This window comes from Erythrobacter sp. JB3-1, from assembly GCF_057364995.1.
Genome location: NZ_CP200289.1, coordinates 1,121,735 through 1,147,551, shown reverse-complemented (window position 1 = coordinate 1,147,551; position 25,817 = coordinate 1,121,735). Strand labels below are relative to the sequence as shown.

Annotated in this window: 24 protein-coding genes and 1 pseudogene; 14 read left to right on the top strand and 11 right to left on the bottom strand. The window is 59.5% G+C overall.

Annotation, left to right across the window (positions count from 1 at the left end):
- Nucleotides 1-162 precede the first annotated feature (162 nt).
- Both AC0V6M_RS05420 and AC0V6M_RS05415 read right to left on the bottom strand, forming a co-directional pair.
- Complete coding sequence (locus tag AC0V6M_RS05420) at nucleotides 163-792, bottom strand: glutathione S-transferase family protein (RefSeq protein WP_486137829.1); 630 nt, start codon at nucleotides 790-792, stop codon at nucleotides 163-165.
- Nucleotides 785-1,807, bottom strand: a complete 1,023-nt coding sequence (locus AC0V6M_RS05415) for an NAD(P)H-quinone oxidoreductase (RefSeq protein ID WP_486137828.1) — start codon at nucleotides 1,805-1,807, stop codon at nucleotides 785-787. Before AC0V6M_RS05415 ends, AC0V6M_RS05420 begins: the two co-directional genes overlap by 8 nt.
- A gap of 136 nt (nucleotides 1,808-1,943) precedes the next feature.
- Between AC0V6M_RS05415 and AC0V6M_RS05410 the strand changes: the two genes are divergently transcribed.
- The 4 genes from AC0V6M_RS05410 to AC0V6M_RS05395 all read left to right on the top strand — a co-directional run bounded on the left by AC0V6M_RS05410 (nucleotide 1,944) and on the right by AC0V6M_RS05395 (nucleotide 7,443).
- The gene (locus AC0V6M_RS05410; RefSeq protein ID WP_486137827.1) at nucleotides 1,944-2,147 is read left to right on the top strand and encodes a DUF1192 domain-containing protein; all 204 of its coding nucleotides are present in this window, start codon (nucleotides 1,944-1,946) and stop codon (nucleotides 2,145-2,147) included.
- Between the two features lie 175 nt (nucleotides 2,148-2,322).
- Nucleotides 2,323-4,749, top strand: a complete 2,427-nt coding sequence (clpA, locus tag AC0V6M_RS05405) for an ATP-dependent Clp protease ATP-binding subunit ClpA (protein ID WP_486137826.1) — start codon at nucleotides 2,323-2,325, stop codon at nucleotides 4,747-4,749.
- A 66-nt stretch (nucleotides 4,750-4,815) separates the two neighbouring features.
- Nucleotides 4,816-5,847, top strand: a complete 1,032-nt coding sequence (locus AC0V6M_RS05400; RefSeq protein WP_486137825.1) for a ligase-associated DNA damage response exonuclease — start codon at nucleotides 4,816-4,818, stop codon at nucleotides 5,845-5,847.
- Nucleotides 5,848-7,443 (top strand): cisplatin damage response ATP-dependent DNA ligase, encoded by a 1,596-nt coding sequence (locus AC0V6M_RS05395; RefSeq protein ID WP_486137824.1) that lies wholly within the window; start codon nucleotides 5,848-5,850, stop codon nucleotides 7,441-7,443. It begins immediately after the preceding gene.
- Here the strand turns inward: AC0V6M_RS05395 and AC0V6M_RS05390 are convergent.
- The 5 genes from AC0V6M_RS05390 to AC0V6M_RS05370 all read right to left on the bottom strand — a co-directional run bounded on the left by AC0V6M_RS05390 (nucleotide 7,440) and on the right by AC0V6M_RS05370 (nucleotide 11,559).
- Complete coding sequence (locus AC0V6M_RS05390) at nucleotides 7,440-8,012, bottom strand: gamma carbonic anhydrase family protein (RefSeq protein WP_486137823.1); 573 nt, start codon at nucleotides 8,010-8,012, stop codon at nucleotides 7,440-7,442. The two genes, AC0V6M_RS05395 and AC0V6M_RS05390, sit on opposite strands and share 4 nt — an antisense overlap.
- Nucleotides 8,009-8,566 carry a GNAT family N-acetyltransferase gene (locus AC0V6M_RS05385; protein WP_486137822.1) on the bottom strand — a complete coding sequence of 186 codons (558 nt, stop codon included), beginning with the start codon at nucleotides 8,564-8,566 and terminating at the stop codon, nucleotides 8,009-8,011. Before AC0V6M_RS05385 ends, AC0V6M_RS05390 begins: the two co-directional genes overlap by 4 nt.
- A complete protein-coding gene (locus tag AC0V6M_RS05380; protein WP_486137821.1) occupies nucleotides 8,559-9,116 on the bottom strand; it encodes a GNAT family N-acetyltransferase in 558 nt (185 codons plus the stop codon). The genes AC0V6M_RS05385 and AC0V6M_RS05380 overlap by 8 nt, the downstream gene beginning before the upstream one ends.
- Complete coding sequence (gene hemB, locus AC0V6M_RS05375; RefSeq protein WP_486137820.1) at nucleotides 9,109-10,104, bottom strand: porphobilinogen synthase; 996 nt, start codon at nucleotides 10,102-10,104, stop codon at nucleotides 9,109-9,111. The genes AC0V6M_RS05380 and hemB overlap by 8 nt, the downstream gene beginning before the upstream one ends.
- Nucleotides 10,105-10,194: 90 nt before the next feature.
- A complete protein-coding gene (locus tag AC0V6M_RS05370; protein WP_486137819.1) occupies nucleotides 10,195-11,559 on the bottom strand; it encodes a peptidoglycan DD-metalloendopeptidase family protein in 1,365 nt (454 codons plus the stop codon).
- Nucleotides 11,560-12,227: 668 nt separating this feature from the next.
- On the opposite strand from AC0V6M_RS05370, the gene AC0V6M_RS05365 reads away from it, so the two are divergent.
- From AC0V6M_RS05365 to AC0V6M_RS05335, 7 genes and pseudogenes are all read left to right on the top strand, one after another.
- Nucleotides 12,228-14,840 carry a helicase-related protein gene (locus AC0V6M_RS05365; protein ID WP_486139571.1) on the top strand — a complete coding sequence of 871 codons (2,613 nt, stop codon included), beginning with the start codon at nucleotides 12,228-12,230 and terminating at the stop codon, nucleotides 14,838-14,840.
- A pseudogene (locus AC0V6M_RS05360) lies at nucleotides 14,840-14,941 on the top strand (S4 domain-containing protein); the annotation flags it as partial. The gene AC0V6M_RS05365 and the pseudogene AC0V6M_RS05360, both read left to right, overlap by 1 nt.
- A 3-nt stretch (nucleotides 14,942-14,944) precedes the next feature.
- Entirely contained in the window at nucleotides 14,945-15,097 is a 153-nt protein-coding gene (locus AC0V6M_RS05355) for a hypothetical protein (protein WP_486139665.1), read from the top strand.
- A 47-nt stretch (nucleotides 15,098-15,144) separates the two neighbouring features.
- A complete protein-coding gene (fdxA, locus tag AC0V6M_RS05350) occupies nucleotides 15,145-15,483 on the top strand; it encodes a ferredoxin FdxA (RefSeq protein WP_486137818.1) in 339 nt (112 codons plus the stop codon).
- Nucleotides 15,484-15,778: 295 nt separating this feature from the next.
- Nucleotides 15,779-16,315 (top strand): CarD family transcriptional regulator, encoded by a 537-nt coding sequence (locus AC0V6M_RS05345; RefSeq protein ID WP_472643741.1) that lies wholly within the window; start codon nucleotides 15,779-15,781, stop codon nucleotides 16,313-16,315.
- A 152-nt stretch (nucleotides 16,316-16,467) separates the two neighbouring features.
- Nucleotides 16,468-17,268, top strand: coding sequence for a head GIN domain-containing protein (locus AC0V6M_RS05340; protein WP_486137817.1), 801 nt, complete (start codon nucleotides 16,468-16,470; stop codon nucleotides 17,266-17,268).
- 52 nt (nucleotides 17,269-17,320) lie between these two features.
- Complete coding sequence (locus tag AC0V6M_RS05335; protein ID WP_486137816.1) at nucleotides 17,321-17,665, top strand: hypothetical protein; 345 nt, start codon at nucleotides 17,321-17,323, stop codon at nucleotides 17,663-17,665.
- Here the strand turns inward: AC0V6M_RS05335 and AC0V6M_RS05330 are convergent.
- Nucleotides 17,662-18,594 carry an L-threonylcarbamoyladenylate synthase gene (locus AC0V6M_RS05330; RefSeq protein WP_486137815.1) on the bottom strand — a complete coding sequence of 311 codons (933 nt, stop codon included), beginning with the start codon at nucleotides 18,592-18,594 and terminating at the stop codon, nucleotides 17,662-17,664. The genes AC0V6M_RS05335 and AC0V6M_RS05330 overlap by 4 nt on opposite strands.
- Before the next feature lie 91 nt (nucleotides 18,595-18,685).
- Between AC0V6M_RS05330 and AC0V6M_RS05325 the strand changes: the two genes are divergently transcribed.
- Entirely contained in the window at nucleotides 18,686-20,428 is a 1,743-nt protein-coding gene (locus tag AC0V6M_RS05325; protein ID WP_486137814.1) for an acyl-CoA dehydrogenase family protein, read from the top strand.
- A 73-nt stretch (nucleotides 20,429-20,501) separates the two neighbouring features.
- Here AC0V6M_RS05325 and AC0V6M_RS05320 read toward each other — a convergent pair whose 3' ends face one another.
- Nucleotides 20,502-21,983, bottom strand: coding sequence for a PQQ-dependent sugar dehydrogenase (locus AC0V6M_RS05320; protein ID WP_486137813.1), 1,482 nt, complete (start codon nucleotides 21,981-21,983; stop codon nucleotides 20,502-20,504).
- 66 nt (nucleotides 21,984-22,049) lie between these two features.
- Between AC0V6M_RS05320 and AC0V6M_RS05315 the strand changes: the two genes are divergently transcribed.
- Entirely contained in the window at nucleotides 22,050-22,544 is a 495-nt protein-coding gene (locus tag AC0V6M_RS05315; RefSeq protein ID WP_486137812.1) for a GAF domain-containing protein, read from the top strand.
- 191 nt (nucleotides 22,545-22,735) lie between these two features.
- A complete protein-coding gene (locus AC0V6M_RS05310) occupies nucleotides 22,736-23,695 on the top strand; it encodes a glycine zipper 2TM domain-containing protein (RefSeq protein ID WP_486137811.1) in 960 nt (319 codons plus the stop codon).
- A gap of 236 nt (nucleotides 23,696-23,931) precedes the next feature.
- Here the strand turns inward: AC0V6M_RS05310 and AC0V6M_RS05305 are convergent, their stop codons facing one another.
- Both AC0V6M_RS05305 and AC0V6M_RS05300 read right to left on the bottom strand, forming a co-directional pair.
- Complete coding sequence (locus tag AC0V6M_RS05305; RefSeq protein WP_486137810.1) at nucleotides 23,932-24,945, bottom strand: ParB/RepB/Spo0J family partition protein; 1,014 nt, start codon at nucleotides 24,943-24,945, stop codon at nucleotides 23,932-23,934.
- The gene (locus tag AC0V6M_RS05300; RefSeq protein WP_486139570.1) at nucleotides 24,942-25,718 is read right to left on the bottom strand and encodes a ParA family protein; all 777 of its coding nucleotides are present in this window, start codon (nucleotides 25,716-25,718) and stop codon (nucleotides 24,942-24,944) included. The genes AC0V6M_RS05305 and AC0V6M_RS05300 overlap by 4 nt, the downstream gene beginning before the upstream one ends.
- Nucleotides 25,719-25,817: the final 99 nt, after the last annotated feature.

Here is a 25,817-nt window from a genome sequence, read left to right as displayed (position 1 = left end):
AGGGCCGCCCCTTGCGGAGCGGCCGTTGCGAGACTGTAGATAGGCAATTGCGCGGCATTGAGCAAGCGAGTTCAGCACATGACGCCGCATGACACGCAATTCCGCCTGCAATTCTTGAAAATATGGCGCCGGATTGAGCGCGAGAACGCGCCCACCAGTGGCTCAAGCCATGGGCGTGAAGCCTGGCAATCCCTCGATGCGGTCAACCCAGGCGCACACGTTGCCGAAACCTTCAAGATCAATCCCGCCCTGATCCGCAACATGGGTGTAGGGGAACAAGACAATGTCCGCCAAAGTCACTTCATCGCCGCATAGAAATGCCGAATCGCCCAGCTGTTGATCCAGCAGCGCAATCGCCGCCTCGCCAGCCGCCCTTTTGGCCTCAATTTGAGCGGATTGCTCTGAAGACAGATTGGCCTCGCCCACAATTGCCAGCCAAAACCGCAGAGTCGCGACATTGGGCTCGTGGTTGTATTGCTCAAAGAACATCCAACGCAGCATATCTGCCTGCGCAAAGCGGTCTTGCGGGATGAACGGTGAGCCCGACGCCAAGTACCAGCACGCCGCATTACTCTCTGGTAAAAAGCGCGCTCCTTGGTCTCCGCCGATTTGAAGAACCGGGATGCGGCCATTGGCGTTGATGTTCTGAAGAAAGCTTGGCGTGCGTGTTTCACCTTGCAGAATATCATATTGAGTTGAGGTGATCTCGTGCCCGACCAGCGCTGCGGTCAGCTTGATCTTATAACAATTCCCGCTGCGAGGGTCCTCGTGCAGGTGATAGGTTTCAGCCACCGCATACCTCTAGCACAATCTTGCCGATGTGATTGCCTGCCTCCATCCTTGCATGGGCTGCGGCGGCCTCTGCGAGTGGAAAGGTTTGATCCATGATCGGGGCGAGTTCTTCGCTCACGAACAATGGCCAGGCATGACGCGTGATCTCTTCAGCCAGCGCCGACTTGAACGCATCAGAGCGCGGGCGCAGCGTCGATCCGGTCAGCACCAAGCGGCGCATCATCACAAACGCCATGTTGATCTCTGCCTTTGCGCCGCCAAGAATGGCAATCGTCACATGCCGCCCATCCTCCGCCAAGCATTTGAGATTTCGCGGAACGTAGCCGCCAGAAACCATGTCGAGCACGATGTTCACGCCCCCTCCATTGGTGTGCTGCTTGATCACATCGACAAAATCTTGCGTCCGGTAATTGATCGCCAGATCTGCGCCAATCTCGCGCGCGGCGGCGCATTTCTCATCATCGCCGCAGGTCACGATCACTTCCGCGCCAAACGCCTTGGCCAGCATGATCGCCATGGTGCCAATGCCAGAGGTGCCGCCGTGAACCAGCAGTCGCTCGCCGTCGCAGGCTAGCCCGCGCTCAAACACATTGTGCCACACCGTGAACAAGGTCTCCGGCAAAGCCGCAGCTTTTTCGAGCGGCATGTTATCGGGCACGGGCAGGCAATGCTGCCACGGGGCGGTGCAATATTCCGCATATCCGCCGCCCGGCGTCAGCGCAGCAACGCGATTGCCGAGCATCTCAGGCGGAACTTCAGTCCCCACCGCCACAACTTCGCCCGCAACCTCCAGGCCCAGAATCGGCGAGGCCCCAGCAGGCGCGGGGTAATTTCCCGCGCGCTGAATACAGTCAGGCCGATTGACTCCGGCAAAAGCCACGCGGATCAGAACATCTTGCGGACCGGGCTGCGGAACGTCCGCTTGCTCCAGAACCAGAACGTCGGGTCCGCCCGGCGCCGTGAAACCAATCGCCTGCATATGCTGCGGAAGTGCCGCCGAATTGTGATCGACCATCGTGTTCGCCCCTTGCCACGCTTCATTGGCCTACCCCTTGCCCCGGGGTCAGACGCGAGAAACTTCGGTAGTGGTGGCGATTAACGATGGCGCGGATTGACAGCAAGCCGTTCTGCTTGCGATGTTGTGAACCAATATGGAAGACGACGACCAGCCACGCGCAAAAGGAGACGCGGCGAGCAAGCTCGCAGCGGAGGATTTGGCGCCCTATTCGCAAGACGAATTGGACGAGCGAATTGCTCTGTTAGAGGCTGAAATCGCTCGGGTTTCTTCGCATTCTGCGAAAACCGCCGCGCATATGCAGGCAGCCGATGCCCTGTTTAAGAAGCCGGGCGGATAGTCTTATCCCACAGCCCGCCGCCCGATTTATGCCGTCTTGTGGGTTTAGCCCATGTGCAGAGTCGCAATTGAGAAAGGGCGTCCCATATATGCTGAAAGCGCCCAGGTCAGCGCATCCGCGCGGACCAACAGCCAGCCACACTGAATAAAGCCCAAAGCCAGAGACAATCAGACCCATGCCCAGTTTTGCCCAGAACCTAGAAAAAACGCTGCACCACGCACTTGGCCATGCGTCGGAGCGTCGCCACGAATATGCCACGCTGGAGCATTTGCTGCTCGCGCTGATCGATGATGAAGACGCAGCCCAAGTGATGGCTGCATGCGGGGTCGATCTGGCGGAGCTTGGCGAGGTTGTAAAACAGTATCTTGATCAAGAATATCAATCACTTAAGACCGAGGAAGAGGCTGATCCGCAACCAACCGCTGGGTTCCAGCGGGTGATTCAGCGCGCTATTTTGCATGTGCAATCCTCGGGCAAGGATACGGTCACAGGCGCCAATGTGCTGGTCGCGCTGTTCTCTGAACGTGACAGCTATGCCGTCTACTTCCTGCAGCAACAGGATATGAGCAGGCTCGATGCGGTGAGCTATATCAGCCACGGCATTGGCAAGGGTGGCCGCCAGCTGGAGGCAAAATCTGCGCAGGGCTCTGAGGAGCCTCAGCCGGAAGGCGGCGAGAAGCCTGCTGAGGCGGCGAAGAAAGAAACCGCGCTCGATCAGTTCACCGTCAATCTCAACGCCAAGGCGGAGGCCGGCAAAGTCGATCCGCTGATCGGCCGCGGTCCCGAGGTTGATCGGACAATCCAGATCCTATGCCGCCGCAGCAAGAACAATCCGCTCTATGTCGGTGATCCCGGCGTTGGCAAAACCGCGATTGCCGAGGGGCTCGCGCGCAAGATTGTCGAAGGTGAAGTACCAGAAGTGCTGAACGAGGCGGTGATCTACTCGCTCGATATGGGCGCTTTGCTGGCGGGCACGCGCTACCGCGGCGATTTTGAGGAGCGTTTGAAGCAGGTTGTGACCGAGCTTGAAGGGATGCCGCATGCGGTGCTCTTCATCGATGAAATTCACACCGTTATCGGCGCGGGCGCGACCAGCGGCGGAGCGATGGACGCCTCCAACCTGCTGAAACCAGCCCTATCCGGCGGCACCATCCGCTGCGTCGGGTCGACCACCTACAAGGAATTCCGCAATCACTTCGAAAAGGATCGCGCGCTGCTGCGCCGGTTCCAGAAAATCGATGTGAATGAGCCAACGGTCGAGGACACCGTGAAAATTCTCAAAGGCCTGCGCAGCGCCTTTGAAGAGCATCACAATGTGAAATACACACCAGACGCGCTGAAAACGGCGGTCGAGCTGTCCGCGCGATACATCAATGATCGCAAATTGCCGGATAAGGCCATCGACGTGATCGATGAGGTTGGCGCGATGCAAATGCTGCTGCCGCCAAGCCGCCGCAAAAAGAAGATCACTGCGCGCGAGATTGAGCAAGTGATCGCGACAATGGCGCGGATCCCGCCGAAATCGGTCAGCAAGGACGACAAGAAAGCGCTCGAGAACCTCGAACGCGATCTCAAACATGTCGTGTTTGGCCAGGATGAAGCGATCCACCGCTTATCGACGGCGATGAAACTGTCCCGCGCCGGTCTGCGAGATCCAGACAAGCCGATTGGCAGCTTCCTGTTCAGCGGTCCTACCGGTGTTGGTAAGACCGAGGTTGCGCGTCAGCTTGCCTCGATCATGGGCATTGAGCTGAAGCGTTTCGACATGTCTGAGTACATGGAGCGCCACAGCGTTTCGCGCCTGATCGGTGCACCTCCGGGCTATGTTGGTTATGATCAAGGGGGCCTTTTAACCGATGCGGTTGATCAGAACCCGCATTGCGTCCTGCTTTTGGATGAGATTGAGAAGGCCCACCCAGACCTGTTCAACATCCTGCTTCAGGTGATGGATAATGGCCGTCTGACCGATCACCACGGCAAAACGGTCGATTTCCGCAATGTTGTGCTGATTATGACGACCAATGCCGGCGCATCCGACATGGCGAGCCAGGGCATCGGCTTTGGTGACGTGTCCAAGGAAGACGCAGGCAGCGAGGCTGTGAAGAAAATGTTCACGCCGGAATTCCGCAACCGCTTGGATGCGATCGTGCCATTCGCCTATCTCGGCAAGAGCACTGTTGCCCGCGTGGTCGACAAGTTCATCCTGCAGCTCGAACTGCAGCTGGCCGAGCAAAATGTGCATATCCAGTTTGACGGTGATGCGCGCGATTGGCTGGCTGAGAAGGGCTATGACAAGCTCTATGGCGCGCGGCCAATGGGCCGTCTGCTGCAAGATAAGATCAAGCAGCCGCTCGCCGAGGAACTGCTATTCGGTAAACTGACCGATGGCGGCGAAGTGCATGTCGGTATCAAGGACGGTAAGCCAACTTTCGAGCTCACCCCCGCCCCGCCCAAGGCCAAGCCGAAGCGCAAGGCCCCGGCGAAGAAAAAGCCCGCCGCGAAAAAGGCACCGCCCGCAAAAGATAGCGGCGACTCTAAGCCCGAGGCCTCTGGCAGCGATAGTGGTGGCAGCGACACGGGAGGCGGCGATAGCGAGAGCTAAGCCTACCAAACCAAAGAAAAGGGCGCGCGCCAGCATACGGTTCGCGCCCTTTTTCGTATCTAACCCATGAGCGCCCCATTTTCCTGGATCCGGCCCGAGCCATGGGGCGTGCAGATCGTCCCTGCAGATTGCTGGATCGATCCAGGGCGCACCGTCGACCGAGCGCTCGTCACCCATGGCCATGCGGATCACGCGCGCGGCGGGCATGGGGAGACCATCGCCACGCCAGAAACCTTAGCGATCATGGCTCTGCGCTATCGCACTGGCATTGAGAACGGCGAGGGCGAAAGGCCCTCAAAGGCCACGCCAGTGCAATATGGCGAAACGATCAGCCTACCCGGCGGCGTGAAGGCGACTTTTGCCCCGGCAGGCCACGTGCTTGGCAGCGCGCAAATCCTGCTGGAGCACGCAGGAGAGCGGGTGGTAATTACGGGTGACTACAAGCGGCGTCACGACCCCACCTGCGCCCCCTTCGAAGTGGTGCCGTGCGACATGTTCATCACCGAGGCGACCTTTGGCCTGCCCGTGTTCGTGCATCCGCCGATTGAACAGGAAATGGACAAATTGCTCGGTGTGCTTGCCGCCAATCCCGACCAATGCGTCGCAGTGGGCGCCTATGCCTTAGGCAAAGCGCAGCGGGTGATCGTGGAATTGCGCGCAGCGGGCCATCACCAGCCGATCTACCTCCACGGCGCGATGGAGAAAATGTGCCGTCTCTATGAGGAACACAGCGTGGATCTGGGCGAACTGCGGCTGGTCGCCGATGCGGACAAGGATGATATGCGCGGGCGCATCGTCATCGCGACGCCGGCTGCGCTGAGCGATCGCTGGTCTCGCCGTTTGCCCGACCCGATCACCGCCATGGCGAGCGGCTGGATGCGGGTGCGCGGCCGGGCTCGGCAACGCGGCGTTGAATTGCCGCTTATCATTTCTGACCACGCCGATTGGAATGAGCTGACCAGCACCATCGAAGAAGTGAATCCGACCGAAACCTGGATCACGCATGGCCGCGAAAAGGCGCTGTTGCGGTGGTGCGAGCTGGGCCAGCGAAAGGCGCGTGCGCTCGCAATGGTTGGGCGCGAGGAAGAGGCGGAGTAGGTGGAAGAATTCGCCGCCCTACTGAATGCGCTGGTCTATACGAGCAGCCGCAACCGCAAGCTGGCCCTGATCGCGGCCTACTTGCGCGAGACGCCCGATCCCGATCGCGGTTGGGCACTGGCGGCGCTAACGGGATCGGTCGATTTCCAAGCAGTGAAGGCAAACACCTTCCGAAATCTCCTAAAGGAGCGCGTCGACCCGGTGTTATGGACGCTCAGCCGCGATTTCGTCGGCGACACGGCGGAAACGGCGAGCCTGCTGTGGCCAGAAGGCAGTACGTCATCGGAAAATTCACCCAGCATCGCCGAAGTGGTAGAGACACTCTCCGCCCTAACCCGAGCCAGCGCGCCCACCGAACTGCCCAAACTGCTCGATCGGCTCGATGAGAATGGCCGCTTTGCCCTGATCAAGTTCGCCACTGGCGGCATGCGGATTGGCGTGTCTGCCCGGCTTGCGAAGACCGCCTTTGCGCAGAGCTTTGATGTCTCAGTCGAAGAGGTAGAGGAATATTGGCACGCGCTGGTGCCGCCCTATGCGGAACTGTTCGCCTGGGCCGCCGATGGCAGCGATCCGCCAGATGTCACGAACCGGCCCATGTTTCGCCCTTTCATGCTCGCCCACCCCCTCGAGGACGAGGAGTTGGACCTGAGCGACTACGCGGCGGAGTGGAAATGGGACGGCATCCGTGTGCAATTGGTGCGCGTGAACGGGCAAACCCGGGTCTATTCCCGCTCTGGCGACGACATTTCCGCGACATTCCCCGAATTGCTCGATGTCTTGCCGATTGATGCCGTGGTGGATGGCGAATTGATGGTGCGCGGATCAGTCCAAGGCGGGGAGACTGGCGGTGCGGCCAGCTTCAACGCCTTGCAGCAGCGCTTGGGCCGCAAGAAGGTGAGCAAGAAGATGCTCGCCGAGCTGCCGGCCTTCGTAAGGCTCTATGACGTCTTGCTGCTAGAGGGTGAAGATCTGCGCGAGCTCGGTTGGGAGCAGCGCCGCGCGGCGTTGGAAGCGGTAATGCCGCGCCTACCTGATAGTCATTTCGACATCTCCCAAATAGTTGCGGCGCGCGACTTTTCACACCTTGCCGAAATCCGTGAAGGCGCGCGCGAAAATGCCATTGAAGGCCTGATGCTGAAGCGCAAGGACGCACCCTATATCGCCGGGCGTAAGGTCGGGCTGTGGTACAAATGGAAACGCGATCCGCTGCTGGTGGATTGCGTGCTGATGTATGCGCAGCGCGGCTCTGGCAGGCGGTCGAGCTTCTATTCCGATTACACCTTTGGCTGTTGGGACGGCGATCCAGACGCGGGCGCGGAACTGCTACCCGTGGGCAAGGCCTATTCGGGGTTCACCGATGCGGAACTGAAGAAGCTCGACAAGCTAGTGCGCCAAACCACCCTAAACCGCTTTGGGCCAGTGCGCGAGGTGGAGCGAACGTTGGTGTTCGAGGTCGCTTTTGACAGTGTTCACTCAAGCAAGCGCCACAAGAGCGGCCTAGCCATGCGTTTCCCGCGCATCCACCGCATTCGCTGGGACAAGCCAGTGCATGAGGCGGATCGGTTGGACAACCTAAGGTCGCTCATCAGGGACTAAAGCGCCTCTCCCACGGCCTCAGCATGATGTTTCGCATTCTCTGCATAATGCGCGACCCCCATCCGCATCCCCGCAATTGCTGCATCGTTTAACTCGCGCAGCGGCTTAGCTGGGCGGCCCGCCCACAGCATGCGCGGCTCCATCACCTTGCCCTCGGTCAGCATTGCGCCCGCTGCCAGCATGGCGTCGGATCCGATCACGGACCTGTTCATCGCAATCGCGCCCAGCCCCACAAAGCCGCGGTCCGCAATCGTGCAGCCATGCACCATCGCCATATGACCGATCAGCACGTCATCCCCGATGATCAGCGGACAGCCATCTGGATCGCCCGGCTTTGGCCCGTCGCAATGCAGCACGCTGCCGTCTTGCACATTGGTGCGTTCACCAATGCGGATTGCCGCGACATCCGCGCGCAGCACGCAATTGTACCAGATCGAGCTGCCCGCCCCGATTTCGACATCGCCGATGATGGTGCATCCGGGCGCGATAAACGCGGTTTCGTGGATCTTGGGCGTTTTGCCGTGGATCGCGATGATATTGGCACCGGGGTGCGGCTGGGCGGAGCTCATCTATGGTTCTCCCATTGCTCGCGGGTGAGCGAGAATTGAATGGTTGGATTGTGTTCGGGGGCGAAAAACGGATCGTCAAAGTCGAGCTCCGGGCGGCGCTGCATGCCGAGCTTTTCCATAAGTTTCCAACTGCCAATATTGCTCTCGCTGGTGAGCGCAACCAGATGCGGGGCGTTATGCGTGTCAAACGCCCATTGGATCACGGCGCGCATCGCTTCTTCGGCCAGGCCCTGGCGCCAGCGATCTTCGCGCACGAGCCAGCCGATCTCATGATCGCCGATATTAGGCGCGAGCGGATTGGAAACGCGTTTCATCCCGCAATGCGCGACTAGCTCGCCGGTCTTGCGGTCGCGCGCAAACATAAAGCCAAACCCATCCTGCGCGAAACCAGCTCGCGAGGCCTCGTGCTTCTCCGCCAACTGCTCAGCCGTGCGCGGACCGCCGAGCTTGGCCATCACAGCCGGGGAATTGAGATGCTTTAAGTGCGATTCAAGATCATTTTCACCAATCTGGCGCAGGTACAATCGCTCGGTCGTCAGCACAATCTCACCCATTTTGCGCTTCCCAATCGTGCTTCTCGATACGGTAGACGATTATGTTTTCGCCTTCCGCCCAAGAGACCGTGTCCGGGAAATCCATATCGGGCCGGCGCTGCATCCCGAGCTTTTCCATAAGGCCCCAGCTTGCAATATTGCCCTCCACCGTAAGAGCGATGACATGGGGCGCACCAAATTTGCGAAAGGCGACCTCAAGCGAGGCCTGAGCCGCTTCTTTCGCGTAGCCCTGGCCCCATGCGCTTTCACGCAGACGCCATCCGGCCTCCATATCGCCGATCGGGCCCTTGGGTTCGTTGCATCGCTTTAAGCCGCAAAATCCGAGGATTGCTCCGTCTGATTTGCGCTCAACCACCCAGAATGTATGCCCGTGATCGGCATGATACCCCTCTAACCGCCGGCGCGCACTGTCCTGACTAGATTCGTCGATTACGCCGCCCAGCCATTCCATCACCGCTGGCGTGTTGGTGCCTTCCCAAAACTCAGGCCAATCCTCTTCCCGCCAATCGCGTAGGATGAGCCGCTCTGTCTCGTGGCGAAAGTCAGCCATTAAGAAGGCGCGCAGCGTGCGCGGCATGATAGGTGAGTATTCCGGAGCATCCTGCCCGCTTGAACGCCAGCAGTGTCTCCAGTACCAGCGCATCGCGGTCTCCCGCACCCGCCGCCACGGCGGCCTCGATCATCGCATATTCGCCGCTGACCTGATAAGCGAATACGGGAACGCCAAATTGGTCCTTCACGCGTGTTGCAATATCCAAATAGGCGATACCGGGCTTCACCATTACACTGTCGGCGCCCTCCGCCAGGTCAAACTCCACCTCGCGCAAGGCCTCCAGAGTGTTAGCCGGATCCATCTGATAGCTTTTCTTATCACCCTTTAGCAGACCGCCAGAGCCAACCGCGTCGCGGAACGGCCCGTAAAACGCGCTCGCATATTTCGCGGCATAGCTCATGATCTGGACATTGGTGTGCCCGCCCATTTCCAGCGCCATGCGGATCGCGTGAATGCGCCCGTCCATCATATCTGATGGAGCGATAATATCCGCGCCTGCCTCCGCCTGATTCAGCGCCTGATCGACCAGCATCGCGACCGTTTCGTCATTCACGACATAGCCCGCATCATTGAGCAGGCCGTCCTGTCCATGCGCGGTGTAGGGATCGAGCGCGACATCGGTGAGCACGCCGATCTCATCGCCGCATTCTGCCTTGATCGCGCGGATCGCACGGCACATCAGATTGTCGGGATTATGCGCCTCTGCGCCATCATCGCTGCGCTTATCCACCTGAGTGTTGGGGAACAGGGCGATCACCGGAATACCCAGAGCGATCGCCTCTTTCGCGCGCTCGACGATGCCGTCGACCGACCAGCGCGAGACGCCGGGCAGCGTAGCAATCGGCTCTTCCACTCCCTCGCCATCGGTCACAAACAAAGGCCAGATCAAATCCGCCGAAGTCAGCATTGTTTCGCGGTGCAAGGCGCGGCTCCATCCAGTGGAGCGAGTGCGGCGAAGGCGGGTGTTGGGATAGCTGCCAGTCATGGGCAACCTGTTGCCGTAATTTTGGAGCGCGTGCAATCACGACGCAATTTCCGGAGCTTGGTGGAGGAACAGCCACGCCAATGAGGCGGGCTATTCCACCTCTTTGACGCTGTCGAGCTTCTCGATCTCGCGCAGCGGCGCTTCCACCTCTTCGCTGGTCGGGGCCAGGTCTTTCAGCGCAAGACCCGGCTCAACCGTTTTCAAACGACCAAGGGCGGCGCGGAATTTCTTGAGTTCTTCACCGGACAATTGCGCCCGGGTGACGAATTTGACGCTGGCCGGATTAATCGCGCGGCCGCCGCGGTACATTTCATAGTGGAGGTGAGGCCCAGTCGAGAGGCCAGTTGAACCAACATAGCCAATCACTTGCCCGCGCCGGACATTCTGCCCTCGGCTCACCGACATTCGGCTCATATGGCAATAGCGGGTCGACAGATTGCCGCCGTGATCGATCTTCACCGCATTGCCGCAGCCGCCGGCGCGGCCAGCCGACGTCACGCGCCCATCGGTAACAGCGACAATCGGCGTTCCGTGGCGAGCACGGAAATCCATGCCTGAGTGCATCCGGCGATAGCCAAGAATCGGGTGGCGACGCATGCCAAAGCGCGAGGAAATCGGGCCAGGCACAGGGGCGACCAATCCGCCCCGCTGTTCACCCACACCAGAGGCCTCGTAAAAACGGCCATCTTCGCCCCAGCGCATCAATTGAGTCTTTGACGCTCCGCCGCGATCAACACCGGCATAGAGCAATTTGCCCGCCTGGCGTTCGCCCGTGGCGGCGCGGCGATATGAGATGATCATGTCGAACTCGTCGGTCGAGCGAACCTCGCGGTCCATATCGATCTGCTCATCAATCGCCTTGATGTATTCTTGCACGGCGCTGGCCGGAGCGCCCGCTGCGCGCATGGAGCGGTAGAGGCTGTCTCCGACAATCCCGCGAATGCGCAAAGGTGTCTCATCCACGCGAATGATGTTGCGCTCTAGCGCCAAGGCGCCGCTTTCCCGAGTGATCGCCAATTCCAAGTCGAACCGAGCGCGGAAGGACAGCTCATCGAGCGGACGAGGCGCACCATCCGCTTCGCGCCGGCCCAAGATAATGTCCATTTGCGTGCCAGCACCAATCTCGCTGAGCGGCATTGCGCCAGACACAAGCTCGCTCACCCGGCTAACGTCGCTGGAGGAAAGGCCTGCGCGGCGGAGCATGCTTTGGAAGCTGTCGCCTTCCGCCAAAGTCGAAACGAGCTCAATTTGTGGGCGCTCAGGCGCGCTGGCGAGCGGAATAACCTCAGGGGTTGGGCTCATCCGGCGGCCGGAATCGGCACCCAGCGCCAGCGGCATAATCATCTGACTGCGCAGCTCATCCTGGGCGGCCCCATCGATTTTCATGGCTGGCCGAGCCTCAAGCGGGCTCATATCCGGCCAGAATGCGAGCGCCACAGCGGCGAGGCCGACCATAGTGCCAAACCCGCGGAGCCACCTGCGACTGCCGATATTGCTCGCCAAATCGGGGGTAAGATCAATCGCGGCGAGGCGATCTTCAACCGAATGCTTCCATTCGTCATAGCGATCACGCCAAGTGCCTGCGCGCGTGAGCGAAACCTTGGTCGACAGGGAGGTGCCAGTGTCGTCCGTTTCCGGAGTTTTGTCGCCAAAATAGCCAAACAGGTCCGCGTCATCATGCGCTTCACACGCGCCCGCATCGGGAGCGGCAAGATCTCGCGTCAGCCACGTCCATCAGATCCGCAGAATCTGCAGAGCTGGCGATTTCGCCATCAGCAATGTCTCGTGCGTGATCCAACTCGCATCCTAAAACTGGCAAGGCTTGCTAATCTGCGCGCCTGACCCGAATCTGGCGGCGCATTACCTCTATTGGCGGATTTCCTGCACGATTAAAGTAAACGCCGCCTTAACTCACGACCAAAGGACTCGCCCAAGCGGTGACTTGTGGAGAACCTGTCTAAGGGATTGGCCCTAGGACATTGCAGCAGGGCGGTCGCAGTGACACAAGCGAGGACGTGACTGCCCGACCCTCTTGGAACCCCAGCCAGAATCACGGCGACGGCCGCGTTCGAGCGGTCCTTGGACCGACCAACACTGGCAAGACGCATTTGGCGATTGAGCGGATGTGCGCCCATTCCAGCGGGATGATGGGCTTTCCGCTGCGGCTGCTGGCGCGGGAGGTTTATGACCGGGTGCGCGCAATCAAAGGCGATGCGCAAGTCGCGCTGATCACCGGTGAAGAGCGGATTGAGCCGGCAAACGCGCGCTATTTCTGCTGCACAATGGAGGCGATGAACCGCACAGGCGGCAACCACGCCTTTGTCGCGATCGACGAGGCGCAGATCGGCGCAGATCCAGAGCGCGGCCATATCTTTACAGACCGACTGATCAATGCGCGCGGCCGGGAAGAGACGATGATCCTGGGTTCGGCCACGCTGGAGCCGATCGTCAAACAACTGATCCCGCGCGCTGAGCTGGTCGAGCGCCCGCGTTTCTCCACCCTCACCCATGCCGGACAGACGAAATTGTCCCGCCTGCCCCCGCGCAGCGCGATCGTCGCCTTCTCTGTCGAGCAAGTGTACGCGATGGCGGAAATGCTGCGCCGGTTTAGAGGCGGGGCAGCGGTGGTGATGGGCGCGCTCTCCCCACAAACCCGCAATAAGCAGGTCGAATTGTTCCAGAACGGCGAAGTTGACTACATCGTCGCCACCGATGCGATTGGCATGGGCCTCAACCTCGATCTGCATCATGTGGCCTTCGCCGCGCTGAGTAAGTTTGATGGCCGCCGCAAACGCCGCCTTACCCCTGCTGAGATGGCGCAGATTGCGGGCCGCGCTGGGCGGCACCAGACCGACGGCAGCTTCGGCACGCTCACAGGTGGCGGCACGCGCAATGGCGCACCGCTCGAATTTGCTGAGGAAGAGATTTACGCGATTGAGGAGCATCAATTCGCGCCACTGACCAAGCTTTTCTGGCGGGAGGCTGAGCCGCGCTTTGACAGTATTGGCACCTTGATCGGGGATCTGGAGAACAAGCCTCAAAGTGATGTTTTGACGGCAGCTCCAAGAGCGATTGACCTCGCCGTTCTAAAGCGTCTGGCCGAGGATGATCTGGGCCGCACTGTTCGCGGCAGCGGTCAGGTCCGGCGGTTTTGGGAGGCCTGCTGCCTTCCTGATTTCCGCCAAATCGGCCCCGACAATCATTCCCGTTTCGTCGCGCGGCTCTGGCAAGATATGGCCGATGGCTATATCGGCGCAGACTTTGTCGCTGCGCGGATTGCAGAGCTGGACCGTACGCAAGGCGATATTGATACATTACAGGGTAGGATCGCCGCGATTCGATCCTGGGCCTATATTTGCCAGCGGCCCGATTGGGTGCTGGCGCGAGATGAGATGGCTGCGCGCGCCCGCGCGGTCGAAGCAAAATTATCGGATGCGCTGCACGGGCGGCTCACCGAGAGGTTCGTCAATCGGAGGACGACAATACTTATGAAGTCGCTGGGACAGGATGCCGACGCATTGCCAGTAACGCTGGAGCCTGATGGCCAAATGTGCGTTGAGGCTGAGCCGATAGGCAGGCTCGATGGGTTCCGCTTTGTGGTTGACCCCAATGCCACAGTTGCCGACCGCAAAATGTTGCTCGCTGCTGGAGAAAAGGCGCTGCCGACGATCCTAACCCAGCGGGCCAATTGGCTGCTGGCCGAGGGGCTTGGCGAATTGGAACTCTCTCGCGGAGCGATCCGTTGGCAGGATCGCACTTTGGCCGAGATCAGCTTTTCAGCCAATTCCGGCCCAGAGGATTTTGCAGCGCCGCGCCTGATATTGGCTCGCGATATCTCGACCTTGCCAGAAGCGCCCAGGACCGCGCTCGAGGCTGGGCTGACTCAATGGCTGGCAGGGCAGTTGGAACCGCTTGAGCCATTGCGCAAGCTGGCAGAGGCAGCGCGTGATCCAGAGGCTGGATCGCAAGCGCGCGCATTGCTGCATATCCTGATCGATGCACGCGGCGTTGTGACGCGCGAAAAGGCTGGGCTCGAACATCTGCCCAAGGAAATGCGCCCGTTCCTGCGCAAATTGGGCGTGACTTTCGGCGCGCTCGACATTTTTGCTGCGCCGTTGCTTAAGCCAGCCCCACGGCAATTGCTGCATGCGCTGGGCGTGGACAAGCGGCCGCTGAACCCCTCCATGTTGCCGGTGATCCCCGAGGCAAAGGGCCTGCCTGCTGGATATCGCCCAGCCGGCGCTCAAGCGATCCGGGTTGATCTGGCGGAGAAGATTTTTCGCGCGGCCTTCGATGCCCGCGCCAAAGCTCAAGAAAAGGCGGGCAAGCAGCGCAATCTGAAATTTGCGCTCGATCTGGCGCTGCCGATTTCAATTGGTCTGGAAGAAGACAATGCACGCCGCCTGCTGAGTGCGGCTGGTTTCCGGGTCCAGCGCGCCCGCACACTCGCCGAGGGGGCATTTGGACCTCCCGCGCCGGACAGCCGGACCTGGCGACCCAAGCGCGCTAGCGATGACCATCCGCGCCGACGCCGCCCTAATACCAACGGCAACGAGGCTGGCGCAGACAACAAGCGCGAACACGGCAAACGCAAGGGCGCAAAACACGGCAAAGGGGGCAAAGGCTCACCGCAAGGGCGGCCACAGGGCAAACCGCAAAACCGCAGCAAGAAGCCCGACACTGGCCCAGCCAAGGCTAGCGGCGCCTTTGATGCTTTGGCGGATCTCCTGCGCTAATGCGGCTCGACCGGCTGCTGGTCTATCTCAGATTCGCGCGGACCCGATCCCGGGCACAAAAGATGATCGCAAGCCGCTCTTTACGTTGCAATAGAAAGCATGTGATGCGCGCGTGCGAAGATGTTGTAGCAGGCGATGTGCTGACTTTAGCAATCGGTAATGAAGTACGCGTAGTTGAGATCATCTCGTTGCCAATGCGGCGCGGGTCGCCCGACGAAGCACGCACGCACTACCGCGAGCTTGACCGCGCTGGGTAAAGCGCACTAGCAGCGCTCGAAACGGTATCGAAAGAAAGCCTTACCTCATGACTTACGTCGTCAACGACGCTTGTATCAAATGTAAGTACACCGATTGCGTCGAAGTGTGCCCGGTCGATTGCTTCTATGAAGGCGAAAACATGCTGGTCATCAATCCCAGCGAGTGCATCGATTGCGGCGTGTGTGAACCGGAATGCCCGGCAGAAGCAATTCTGCCTGATACCGAAGACGGCCTTGAGAAATGGCTGGAGATCAACACCAAGCTATCCGCTGAATGGCCGAACATCACGAGCCAGAAAGAACCGCCTGCTGATGCCGATGATTTCAAAGGCGTCGAAGGCAAGTTCGAGAAGTACTTCAGCGAGGCACCCGGCGAAGGCGATTAACGCCTGAAGTCCGGCCCGAGCGAGAGCGCAACAAAGAACCTGCTGGAGCATCCACTCCCATAGCTCAAAACGCTGACAGGCGACCAATAGAGTTGCGATTCGCAATTTTGTTGCAGTTGTGCTATGCGATGACGCAACCGCGTTGGTTGGTCCCGGCGCCGGGTCGAAAAACAGGAAGGTTTCAGACCAGTAGCAACAGATCTGGCAATGAATAGACGGCGTTTGCACATTGCAGCGCCGCTCAAAGACATGCCAGCTATGTGCAATTGAACTGAGCCAATTGAAAGGAACACGCATGGCAAGCAATGTGCCTGCATTTACCGTTGGCGACTATGTCGTTTACCCCAAACACGGCGTTGGCCGCGTGATCGAACTTCAGAACGAAGAGATCGCCGGCATGCAGCTCGAATTGTATGTGCTGCGCTTTGAAAAAGAGCGAATGACCCTGCGGGTGCCCACCAATAAGGTCGAAGCAATCGGCATGCGCAAGCTGTCGAGCGACAAGACTTTGAAAGAAGCGATGGAAACGCTCAAAGGCAAGCCAAAGGTCAAGCGCACCATGTGGTCGCGCCGCGCACAAGAGTACGAAGCGAAGATCAATTCTGGCGAAATCGTGCTAATTGCTGAGGTTACTCGCGATCTGTTCCGCCCTGAAGATCAGCCGGAGCAGAGCTATTCTGAGCGGCAGATCTTTGAAGCAGCCTCCAGCCGCCTGGCGCGGGAACTCGCCGCGATGGAAGAGACCGACGAGCCGACCGCGCTTGAGAAGATTCTCGACGTTCTGCGCGAACATGCGCCGCAATATTACGATAATCCGGACGAGGAAGGCTAAACCCTCCCTTACTATTGCAACGTTCTAAAGGGGCTGCCTGACCAAGGCGGCCCCTTTTCATTTGCCCGCCAGCAACGAACCAATGCTTGAACCTTCGTATCTAGTGTATTATATCACTAATACGCCATTCAAATACTCTTGGAGGATCCCCCATGCTGACACCCATTTCGAAACGCATCGCGCCCATCTTCGCCCTCGTACTGGGAGTCGGCCTGTCAGGCTGTGATGTGGACATCAATGTAGGCGGTGACGGGGTGCCATTAGCCGAACTCGAAATGACCGGAGCAGCACCCGACACGCTATCCATTGCTGGACCGGACAAGGTCATCATCACGGAGGGCGAGACGCTCGACATAACGGTCAAAGGCGATGGGGAAGCCGTCGAGACGCTGCGCTTTGATCTCGATGGCAGCGATCTCTCCATTTACCGCGAAGACGGCTGGGACAGCGGCGGTTCGACAACCGTTCGCATCACCATGCCTGCCCCGCGCGATATCAATATCGGCGGCAGCGGCAATGTCGAAACCCCGGTTATGGCGGATAGTGCATCGATCAATATCGGCGGATCGGGCAGCGTAAGCGTTGCTAAATTCGATGCGAGCAAGCTGGACGTAAACATTGGCGGATCAGGCACGGTGAACGGTGCGGGTTCTGCCAGCCGGTTGGAAGTGGTGATTGGCGGCAATGGCAATGTAAATCTCGATGACCTGATGACCGAGCGCGCTAGTGTGACAATTGGCGGCTCGGGCGATGTGGCTTTCTCATCTGATGGCACAGTCGAGGCCACAATTGCCGGGTCAGGCGATATCAACGTGTTCGGCAGCGCCAAGTGCGAGCTCAATTCGGTTGGCTCAGGCGACCTCAATTGCGCGCCGCGCTCAGCCGCAGAACCGGCCGCAGATGAGCCAGCAACAGAAACAGAAACACCGCAAGACGAGGCTGACGAGAGCTAATCCGGCGCATCCCTCACTTGCCAAGCCGCAGGATGCGCGCAACAAGGGTGACATGCGCGTACCTTCCCCTGCCTCGACCCTGGCCCTCGCCCTTATTTCAAGCATCGCTTTGAGCGGCTGCCTTGCCCGCACTGCGCTCGACGTAGTGACGGCGCCGGTCAAGGTCGCTGGCAAAGCGGTGGATGTGGCAACCACCAGCCAATCTGAGGCTGATGAGAACCGAGGGCGGGAAATTCGTCGCCGTGAAGAAAAACTCGGCAAGCTTGAGCGCCAGTACGACAAGCAAATCGAGGAATGTCGTGAAGGCGATGATGCGGCATGCGATGAGGCTCAGGCGACCTATGCTGAGATGCAGGAAATCCTGCCCACTGTCCCGCTGGAGCCGGAAGACGATTAGTCGGGCGGAGTCGCCGCTCTGCGTAATCTATCATTGATGGCAAAACCAATGCCGTCCTCTGGGATGGGTGCAATGGCGATGCGCGGCTTGTCGGAAGCGGCGCCCCGATGAAGGCAATCATAGAGGCGGGAGGCTGCCTCGGTTAAATCGCCTACCGCTGACAATGTGCAATCGCCCAATACGGCGCTGAACCCGATAAGAAACTCATCCGCCTCTGCGTGAGCAGCGTTTAGACGCACTGGTTTGCCCGGCGCATAATGGCTGGCGAGCTGACCGGGGGCCTCAATACCTTTTGCCTCGGCTCGATGCGCGCCCGCCATCATCACCGGGCCTGGCCGCAATTCTTCTAAACCGCCATCGCCGCGAACCGCGACAATCGTCGATTCAACCCCGGCCTGGGTCGGCCCGCCATCGAGCACCAGATCAATTCGGCCATCGAGCGAGGCAAGCACATGGTGTGCACTCGTCGGGCTGATAAACCCGCTGCGATTGGCAGACGGTGCGGCAAGCGGAAAATCCACCGCCTCCAACAGGGCTTGCATCGCAGGGTGAGCGGGCGCTCGCAGCGCTACCGTGGGCAGACCTGCCGTCACTGCGCCAGCGAGCTTTGCCTCCGGCCTGCAGGGCAAAACCAATGTCAGCGGGCCCGGCCAATGCTGATCGGCCAGCGACCGCGCCGTATCTGAAATCTCGGCCAGCTCACCCGCTTGCTCTATGTCACGCACATGCACGATCAGCGGGTTGAAATCGGGCCGCCCCTTGGCCTCATAGATCTTCGCGACAGCCTGCGCGCTATCAGCGCGCGCTGCCAGCCCGTACACGGTCTCGGTCGGCACTGCGACAAGTCCGCCCGAATCGAGAATCGCTGCCGCACGCGCAATCCCCTGCGCATCCGCATCCAGCACTTCCGTAAGGTTCTTGTCGCTCATGCGATCTGCGCTATATTCAAGCGCAAGCCCTGCCAAGAGGCAGGCGGCCTCCAGCCGAGAAATGCACCCAATCAAAGGACGACCCACGCCCGTGACCCCTTACACGCCCCCTACCCAAGACCAATTGCTCGCCATCCGAGTGAACGCCGGGATCGAAGAGCTGGCGGAAAGCGAGCGCTTTGCCAATGCAGAGGCCGATTTGGTCGAGGCGATTGTCGATGGCGTGGGTCAGTTTGCCGCTGGCGAGTTTGCGCCGCTCAACCGCGTGGGGGATCTTGAGGGTGCGAAGCTGGAAAACGGCGTGGTGCGCCTGCCAGAGGGATTTGAACCCGCCTACCACGCCTATGTCGAGCAAGGCTGGAACGCAATTGCGTCACCAGAGGAATTTGGCGGCCAAGGCCTGCCCTTCACTCTGTCTTGCAATGTGCTGGAGAACCTCGGGTCCGCCAATATGGCCTTCACGCTGCTGCCGATGCTGTCGGTCGGCGCGATTGAAGCGATTGGCCACCATGGCAGCAAGGATCAGCAGGCAAAGTATATGCCCGATCTGGTCAGCGGCAAATGGTCTGGCACCATGAACCTCACCGAACCGGGCGCAGGCAGCGATGTGGGCGCGCTGCGTTCTACCGCAGAACCGATCAAAGAAGGTGAACACGCCGGGAAGTACAAAATTGCGGGCCAGAAGATCTACATCACCTGGGGTGAGCACGACCTGGCTGAGAACATCATCCATCTTGTGCTCGCACGACTGCCTGATGCACCTGAAGGTTCACGCGGCATCTCGCTGTTCCTCGTCCCTAAATATCACGTCAATGACGACGGATCGCTCGGCAATCGCAACGATGTGCGCTGCGTCAGCCTGGAGCATAAGCTCGGCATCAACGCCTCGCCCACTTGCGTGATGAGCTATGGCGATAATGGTGAGTGTATTGGCGAACTGGTCGGTGCGGAGAACCGCGGCCTGATGGCCATGTTCACGATGATGAACAATGCGCGGATCAATGTCGGCAACCAGGGTGCGCAAATCGCTGAGCGGGCGACGCAGCAGGCGATCTATTATGCAATGGACCGGGTGCAATCGGCCCGCGCTGGTTCGCCTGACAAAACCCCAGTTGCGATCATCGAGCATCCCGATGTGCGGCGCATGATCCTGCGCATGAAGGCCCTGACCGAAGGCGTTCGCGCCCTGCTCTATTACTGCGCCGGCCAAGTGGATCGCGGCACGATTGGCGATGAAGCCGCTGGTGAACGCGCCGAAGTGCTAGTCCCGCTGGTCAAGGCCTGGGGCACAGACATCGGCGTCGAGGTGTCGGGTATCGGTATCCAAGTGCATGGCGGCATGGGCTTTGTTGAAGAGACCGGCGCGGCGCAGCACTGGCGCGATTCCAAGATCGCTCCGATCTATGAAGGCACCAATGGCATTCAAGCCGCCGATCTGGTGACGCGCAAGCTCGGCATGTCGGGCGGCGAAGCTGTCATTGGCTTGTTTGAAGAAATCGCCCGAGACGCGAGCGACGAAACAGGCCTTGCTGGGCTCGCGAGCGATTGCGCGAATATCGCCCACTGGATGCGCGATGAGGCAAGCCTTGACGATCGCTTAGCTGGCAGCACCGCGTTCTGCACCATGGCTGCGGTCGCGGTCGCCGGGTGGCAAATGCTGCGCCAGGTTCGCGCCGTGGCCGAAGGGGCCGCGCCTGCTCTGGCGGAGACCAAGCCGGTGACAACCCGCTTCTTCCTCGATCATATCGTGCCAGAAGCCTCTGGCTTGAAGGCCAGCGCGATCAGCGGCTCAGACCTGCTCTACACCCTGAGCGCAGACAAACTCGCAAGCTAAACGGTGCGGTAGGTCCACGTGGCAAAGTTGCGCCGTGCGACTTTTGCGCGAAGCCCCCGTCTGTACCTAGGCGTTAATCGGCGGGCTGGATGCGAGCATAGTCGTCTTCGCCAAAGCTTGCGGTGGGGCTACCGCTGAGCTCGCGTTGAGGCTCCAAACGGCGCCCCTGCAAACGTTCGATCCCCGCACCGGCTGCTGCGCCGGGCGCAACAGCGCGCCAGATGATCCCCGCAGTGTCGTCTGACACCAACAAAGAGCCATCACCACCCCATTCAACCCAAGTTGGCCGGCCCTTTGTCGTGCCGTCCTCGTTCAAAAAGCCGGTCAGCACGGGCACAGGCTTGCCGGTAGGATTTCCGCGCTCGTCAAAGGCGACATAGACAACGTCATAGCCAGATGGCGGCTTGCGATTCCACGAACCATGGCGCGCAATGAATGCGCCGCTGGCAAATCCATCCCCCATGCGGTGGCCTTCCTTAGTGAAGACCAGACCCAGCGCAGCGACATGCGGACCAAGCGCATATTCGGGATAGCGCGCATATTCCATCAGATAGGCCGGCATCGGTGCCTCAACCCGGCGATCGATGTTGGTGCGATAATACAGCCACGGCCAGCCATATTGCGCGCCAACCGGCACATTCGTAAGATAATCCGGCACCAGGTCAGAACCAAGCATGTCGCGCTCATTCACCGTGGTCCATAGCTCGCCCGACCACGGGCTAAAGTCGAGACCATTGGGATTGCGCAGACCGACGGCAAACTGGCGTTGGCGCCCAGCCGTCAGATCATATTCCCAGATCATCGCCCGGCCTTCTTCGACCTCCATCCCACTTTCGCCGATATTGCTGACCGAACCGACCGCGACATAGAGGCGATTGCCATCCGGATGCAGCTCCATATTGCGCATCCAGTGCCCGCCGCCCGGCGCGAGATCCATCAGCTTGGTCGGCTCACCCGTCACCGCATCCGCACCCAGCTCATAAGGGAACGCCAACACGGCATTGTGATTGGCAACGTAAAGCGTACCATCGTTCCAGCTCATGCCGGATGGGGAATCGAGCCCTTCCGACAGGATCACGGTCTGCTTTTCAGCAACGCCGTCACCGTCCTCATCGCGCAGCAGAACAATTTGGTTCGGCGAATCGCCCGCGGCGCCCGCTTCTGAGAACAGATATTCTGCGACCCATCCGCGAATGCTGGCCATGATACCACCGTCGCCATCATCCTCCGCCTTGGGCGCCCGGGTCAAAGTGACCAGCACATCGCCATTCGGCAGGCCATAGAGTACGCGGGGATGGTCCAGGCCTTCGGCAAAGCGCGTCACAGCCAGCCCCTCAGCCGCCACTGGCAATGCGCCCTCTTCCCAGCCGACCGGTTTTGCAATCTGCACTGTCGGGAAACTCTCCGGATCGGGCTCTTCCAAGGTTGGATCCGTGCCCGCGACCTCGTCAACCGACAGCTCAGCGGTGTCGCCGCGCGTCAAAAAGAAACCGACAATGCCCAGGATCACAAGCAGGACGACCAAAGCGATGAGAATTTTGCGAATAATAGCCATAGGTGTCCGCGATATAAGAGCGTTGCCCTTGCGGCAATGGGGGAAGCGATTAGACAGCCAAGCGCCATGTATGATTTCAAACCAGACGAAACCCTCGCGCCAGCCGAACTTTATCGGCAATTGGGCGATGCCGCCGACGCCCTTACCATCGGAGAAAGCGATGGCATTGCCAATATGGCGAATGCTGCGGCGCTGATCTGGGAATTTGTACCCCGCCTCAATTGGGCAGGATTTTACCGCGTGGTGCAAAACGGGACGAAAAAGGAGCTGGTGCTTGGGCCGTTTGTCGGCCGCCCGGCCTGTATTCGCATTCCTTTCGGCCAAGGTGTGTGCGGCGCCGCGGCGGCAACTGGCGAAACCCGGCTGGTGGAGGATGTTCACGCTTTTCCCGGGCACATTGCCTGCGATGCTGCCAGCCAATCCGAGGTTGTCGTGCCTGTGATGCGCGATGGCGAAGTGATCGCAGTGATCGATTGCGACAGTCCGGAGGCTGCGCGCTTCACGCGAGAGGATGCTCTTGGGTTAGAGGCCCTTGCCGCTTTATTGAGCGACCGAATTTAACCCTCTTTCAACTTAAATCTTCGTCTGGTCACTCAGACAACGCACGCAATCGCCCCGAAAAGAGACAGTTCCGCTGTTTATCTGGTTTGGTGTGTTAGTTGATAGTAACTAACAATCTGCCATGGGCTCGGCGTGCGAATCGCACAATATCGTGCCGCATGATCGCTCTATAAGCACAGGGGAAACTTTTGATGTCGACACTCCATTTCGCGCTTCGCAGCCTCAGCGCTCCGGTCGCTGGACTGGCTTTGGCCAGCGCTGCACCTGCTTTGGCACAGGCCGAGGTTGTGATGACCGAGGGAGAGATTCAATCGCTCCCGGCTGATCTTCAAACCGCGCCAGCCCCAATGCCAGAAACCTCGATCGCCCCTGCGCAGACCGGTGGGCGGACCCTGGGTGAGACGGAAGAGATCATCATGGGCGAAGACGGGGTCGAAACCGTCATTCGCACGCGTTATATCACGCCGCGCACGGCAACCCGCTCAATTCCCCCTGCAGACACAGGTTTTGGCCAGCCCGCTCCGGTTCAATATTACCAAGCGTCTCAGCCAGTGGTGTTTGAACGCGAACAATGGCTGGCCGAATGCCGCCGCCGCACCGACGGCCGCGATGGCAAGGAAAAAGGCGGTATCATTGGCAGTCTGCTCGGCGCGATCACAGGCGGTATCATCGGTAACCGCGTATCCAGCGGCGAGCGTCTGGCTGGCACCTTGATCGGTGCGGGCACAGGCGGCTTAGCTGGCCTGGCTATCGGCACCCTGATTGGCGATGGTGACGATGATGATGGCTATGATTGCGAGGCAGCACTCAACGATTATCTTCAGCAGAACAACGGGCTGGTCTCTGCACCGCCTCAGCGTTTTGCCAGCAGGACAATCGCTGCGCCAGCTTATGCGTATCCGCAATATGCACCTGCACCCGTCGCCTATGGCTATCGGGGCTGCAACTGCTACCAAGCACAACCAGTACAGCAAACGGTCCTGGTTCCGGTACAGACAACTCAACGCCAGCGCGTGATCGTGCGTGAGAATGTCCGCGAGGAGTTTGTGCCAGAGCCAGTGCGTGAGCGCACAATTCCGGAGCCACAAATGATCAAGCAGCCCACACGGGTTGCGCCGGCACCGCGCCCGGTCAAAATGATCAAGAATTAAGGTGGCAGAGCGGGTTTAGCCGCCGCGAAATACCGATATATCAGCGCGCGGGACTCTCAGTGGGTCTCGCGCGTTTCTGTTTAGTCGTCCGCAAACGAAAGAGCGTCCAACAAACCTAGAAAAGGGGTGCGCAGTTGCGCGGCGCAACTTTAGGACACAATCCAATCGCGCTATGAAAGCAGTTCAAAGCATTGATTTAGTGGTTTTTTTAAGAATGACTTGCAGCGAAATTGGCCTTAGATATCGCCACCGGTCAGCCTCTGGCACACCAAATCCAATTGATCGAGCGTCCGGTAGCGGATCGTAACCGCACCGGAACGCGGATCCGCGTCGGCCTTAATGCGCACAGTCAGGCCCAGAAATTCCTCTAGGTGGCGCTGGACCGCTTCGATATCGGCATCATTCGCCGGATCGCGCCCGCCCACCTGCGCTTTTGGAGCCTTGTTCGCCACTTTGCCAGCGACCTTGCGCACCATACGCTCAATCTCACGCACGGAGAGATTGTCGTTCACCGCCTGCTGAGCGAGGCTTGCGGCATTCTCCTGCCCAATAAGCGCGCGCGCATGCCCCATCGACAGCCTGCCGGTCTCGACAAGATCAAGCACAGCGCTCGGCAGGCCCAAAAGACGCTGAAAGTTCGCCACATGACTGCGGGATTTGTCGACCATGCGAGCGATTTCCGCCTGGGTCATACCCTCACTGTCGGCAAGACGCTGATAAGCGCGCGCTTCCTCTACGGGATTGAGATCTTCGCGCTGAATATTCTCGATCAGCGCAAGTGCCATCACCTCGCGGTCATTGAGCTCGCGAACAAGCGCTGGAATCTCATGCAAGCGCGCCTTCTGCGCGGCACGCCAGCGGCGTTCGCCCGCGACCAATTGATAGCGGCCCTCGCCGCGCGGCCGAACGATAATCGGTTGGATCACACCACGCGCCGCGATCGACGCCGCCAGCTCTGCAAGCGCCGCATCATCAAAATGCTTACGGGGCTGCCCTGGCAGTGGACTAATGGATGCAATTGGCAATGCAGCTAGCCCAGAAACGGGCTGTGCATTTCCATTTTCAGCCTTTTTATCAGAAACTTGCGATGCATCACCTCGGACGAGCGGCTCCTCACGCTGAGTTTCGCCCAATAACGCTCCCAGACCCTTGCCGAGCTTTTTCTTCCGGTCGCCAGGTCCACGGTGCGGTACAGAGAATTCGATTTTCTCGCCAGATGGGTTCGGGTTTTGCTTCACATTGCGGCTCATGCGGCTTTCCTTTCTGGCGGGAATCGTCCGATTAATTCGCGGGCCAGCGCGATGTATGCTCGGCTGCCCGTACAGGAATGATCATAAACAAGCGCTGGTAGCCCATGGCTGGGCGCTTCCGACAGACGGACGTTGCGCGGAATAACAGTTTCAAACACCAAATTACCGAGGCAATCGCGCACATCGTCAGCGACTTGATCAGTCAAACGGTTGCGCCGGTCGAACATCGTGAGCGCAACACCGATAATGCCCAGATTAGGATTGAAACGCTGTTGAATACGTTCGACCGTCTGAAGCAATTGGCTAAGACCCTCGAGCGCGAAGAACTCACATTGCAGTGGCACGAGCAGAGTATCCGCGGCGCATAGAGCGTTGAGCGTTAGCAAACCCAACGACGGTGGACAGTCGATAAAGCAAATATCGTGCTCACCGTGATTGGCCAGCGCCGCCTTGAGCCGTCCGGTCCGCTCTTCGACAGAGACGAGCTCAACCTCAGCCCCGCTCAAGTCCACTGTAGCTGGAACCAGATCCAAGCCGGGTATGCTGGTTGGTACGACCGCATCTTCCAGAGCAATTTCATCAACTAAGAGGTCATAACTCGACAGGCCGCGATCGTTCGCATCGACACCCATGCCCGTCGACGCATTTCCCTGAGGATCAAGGTCGATCAGGAGTGTCCGCCACCCCGTTGCCGCCATCGCTGTTGCAATATTGATGGCAGTGGTGGTCTTCCCAACCCCTCCCTTCTGGTTTGCAATTGCGATTGTCAGCATCTTTACGCGTTCCTTATTCATGCTCGAACCGGCAAAACTCTAAGCACAACGACCGCCCATTGTCGGGGATTTGCGCTCAAGCGAGTCCAAAATCGCTGT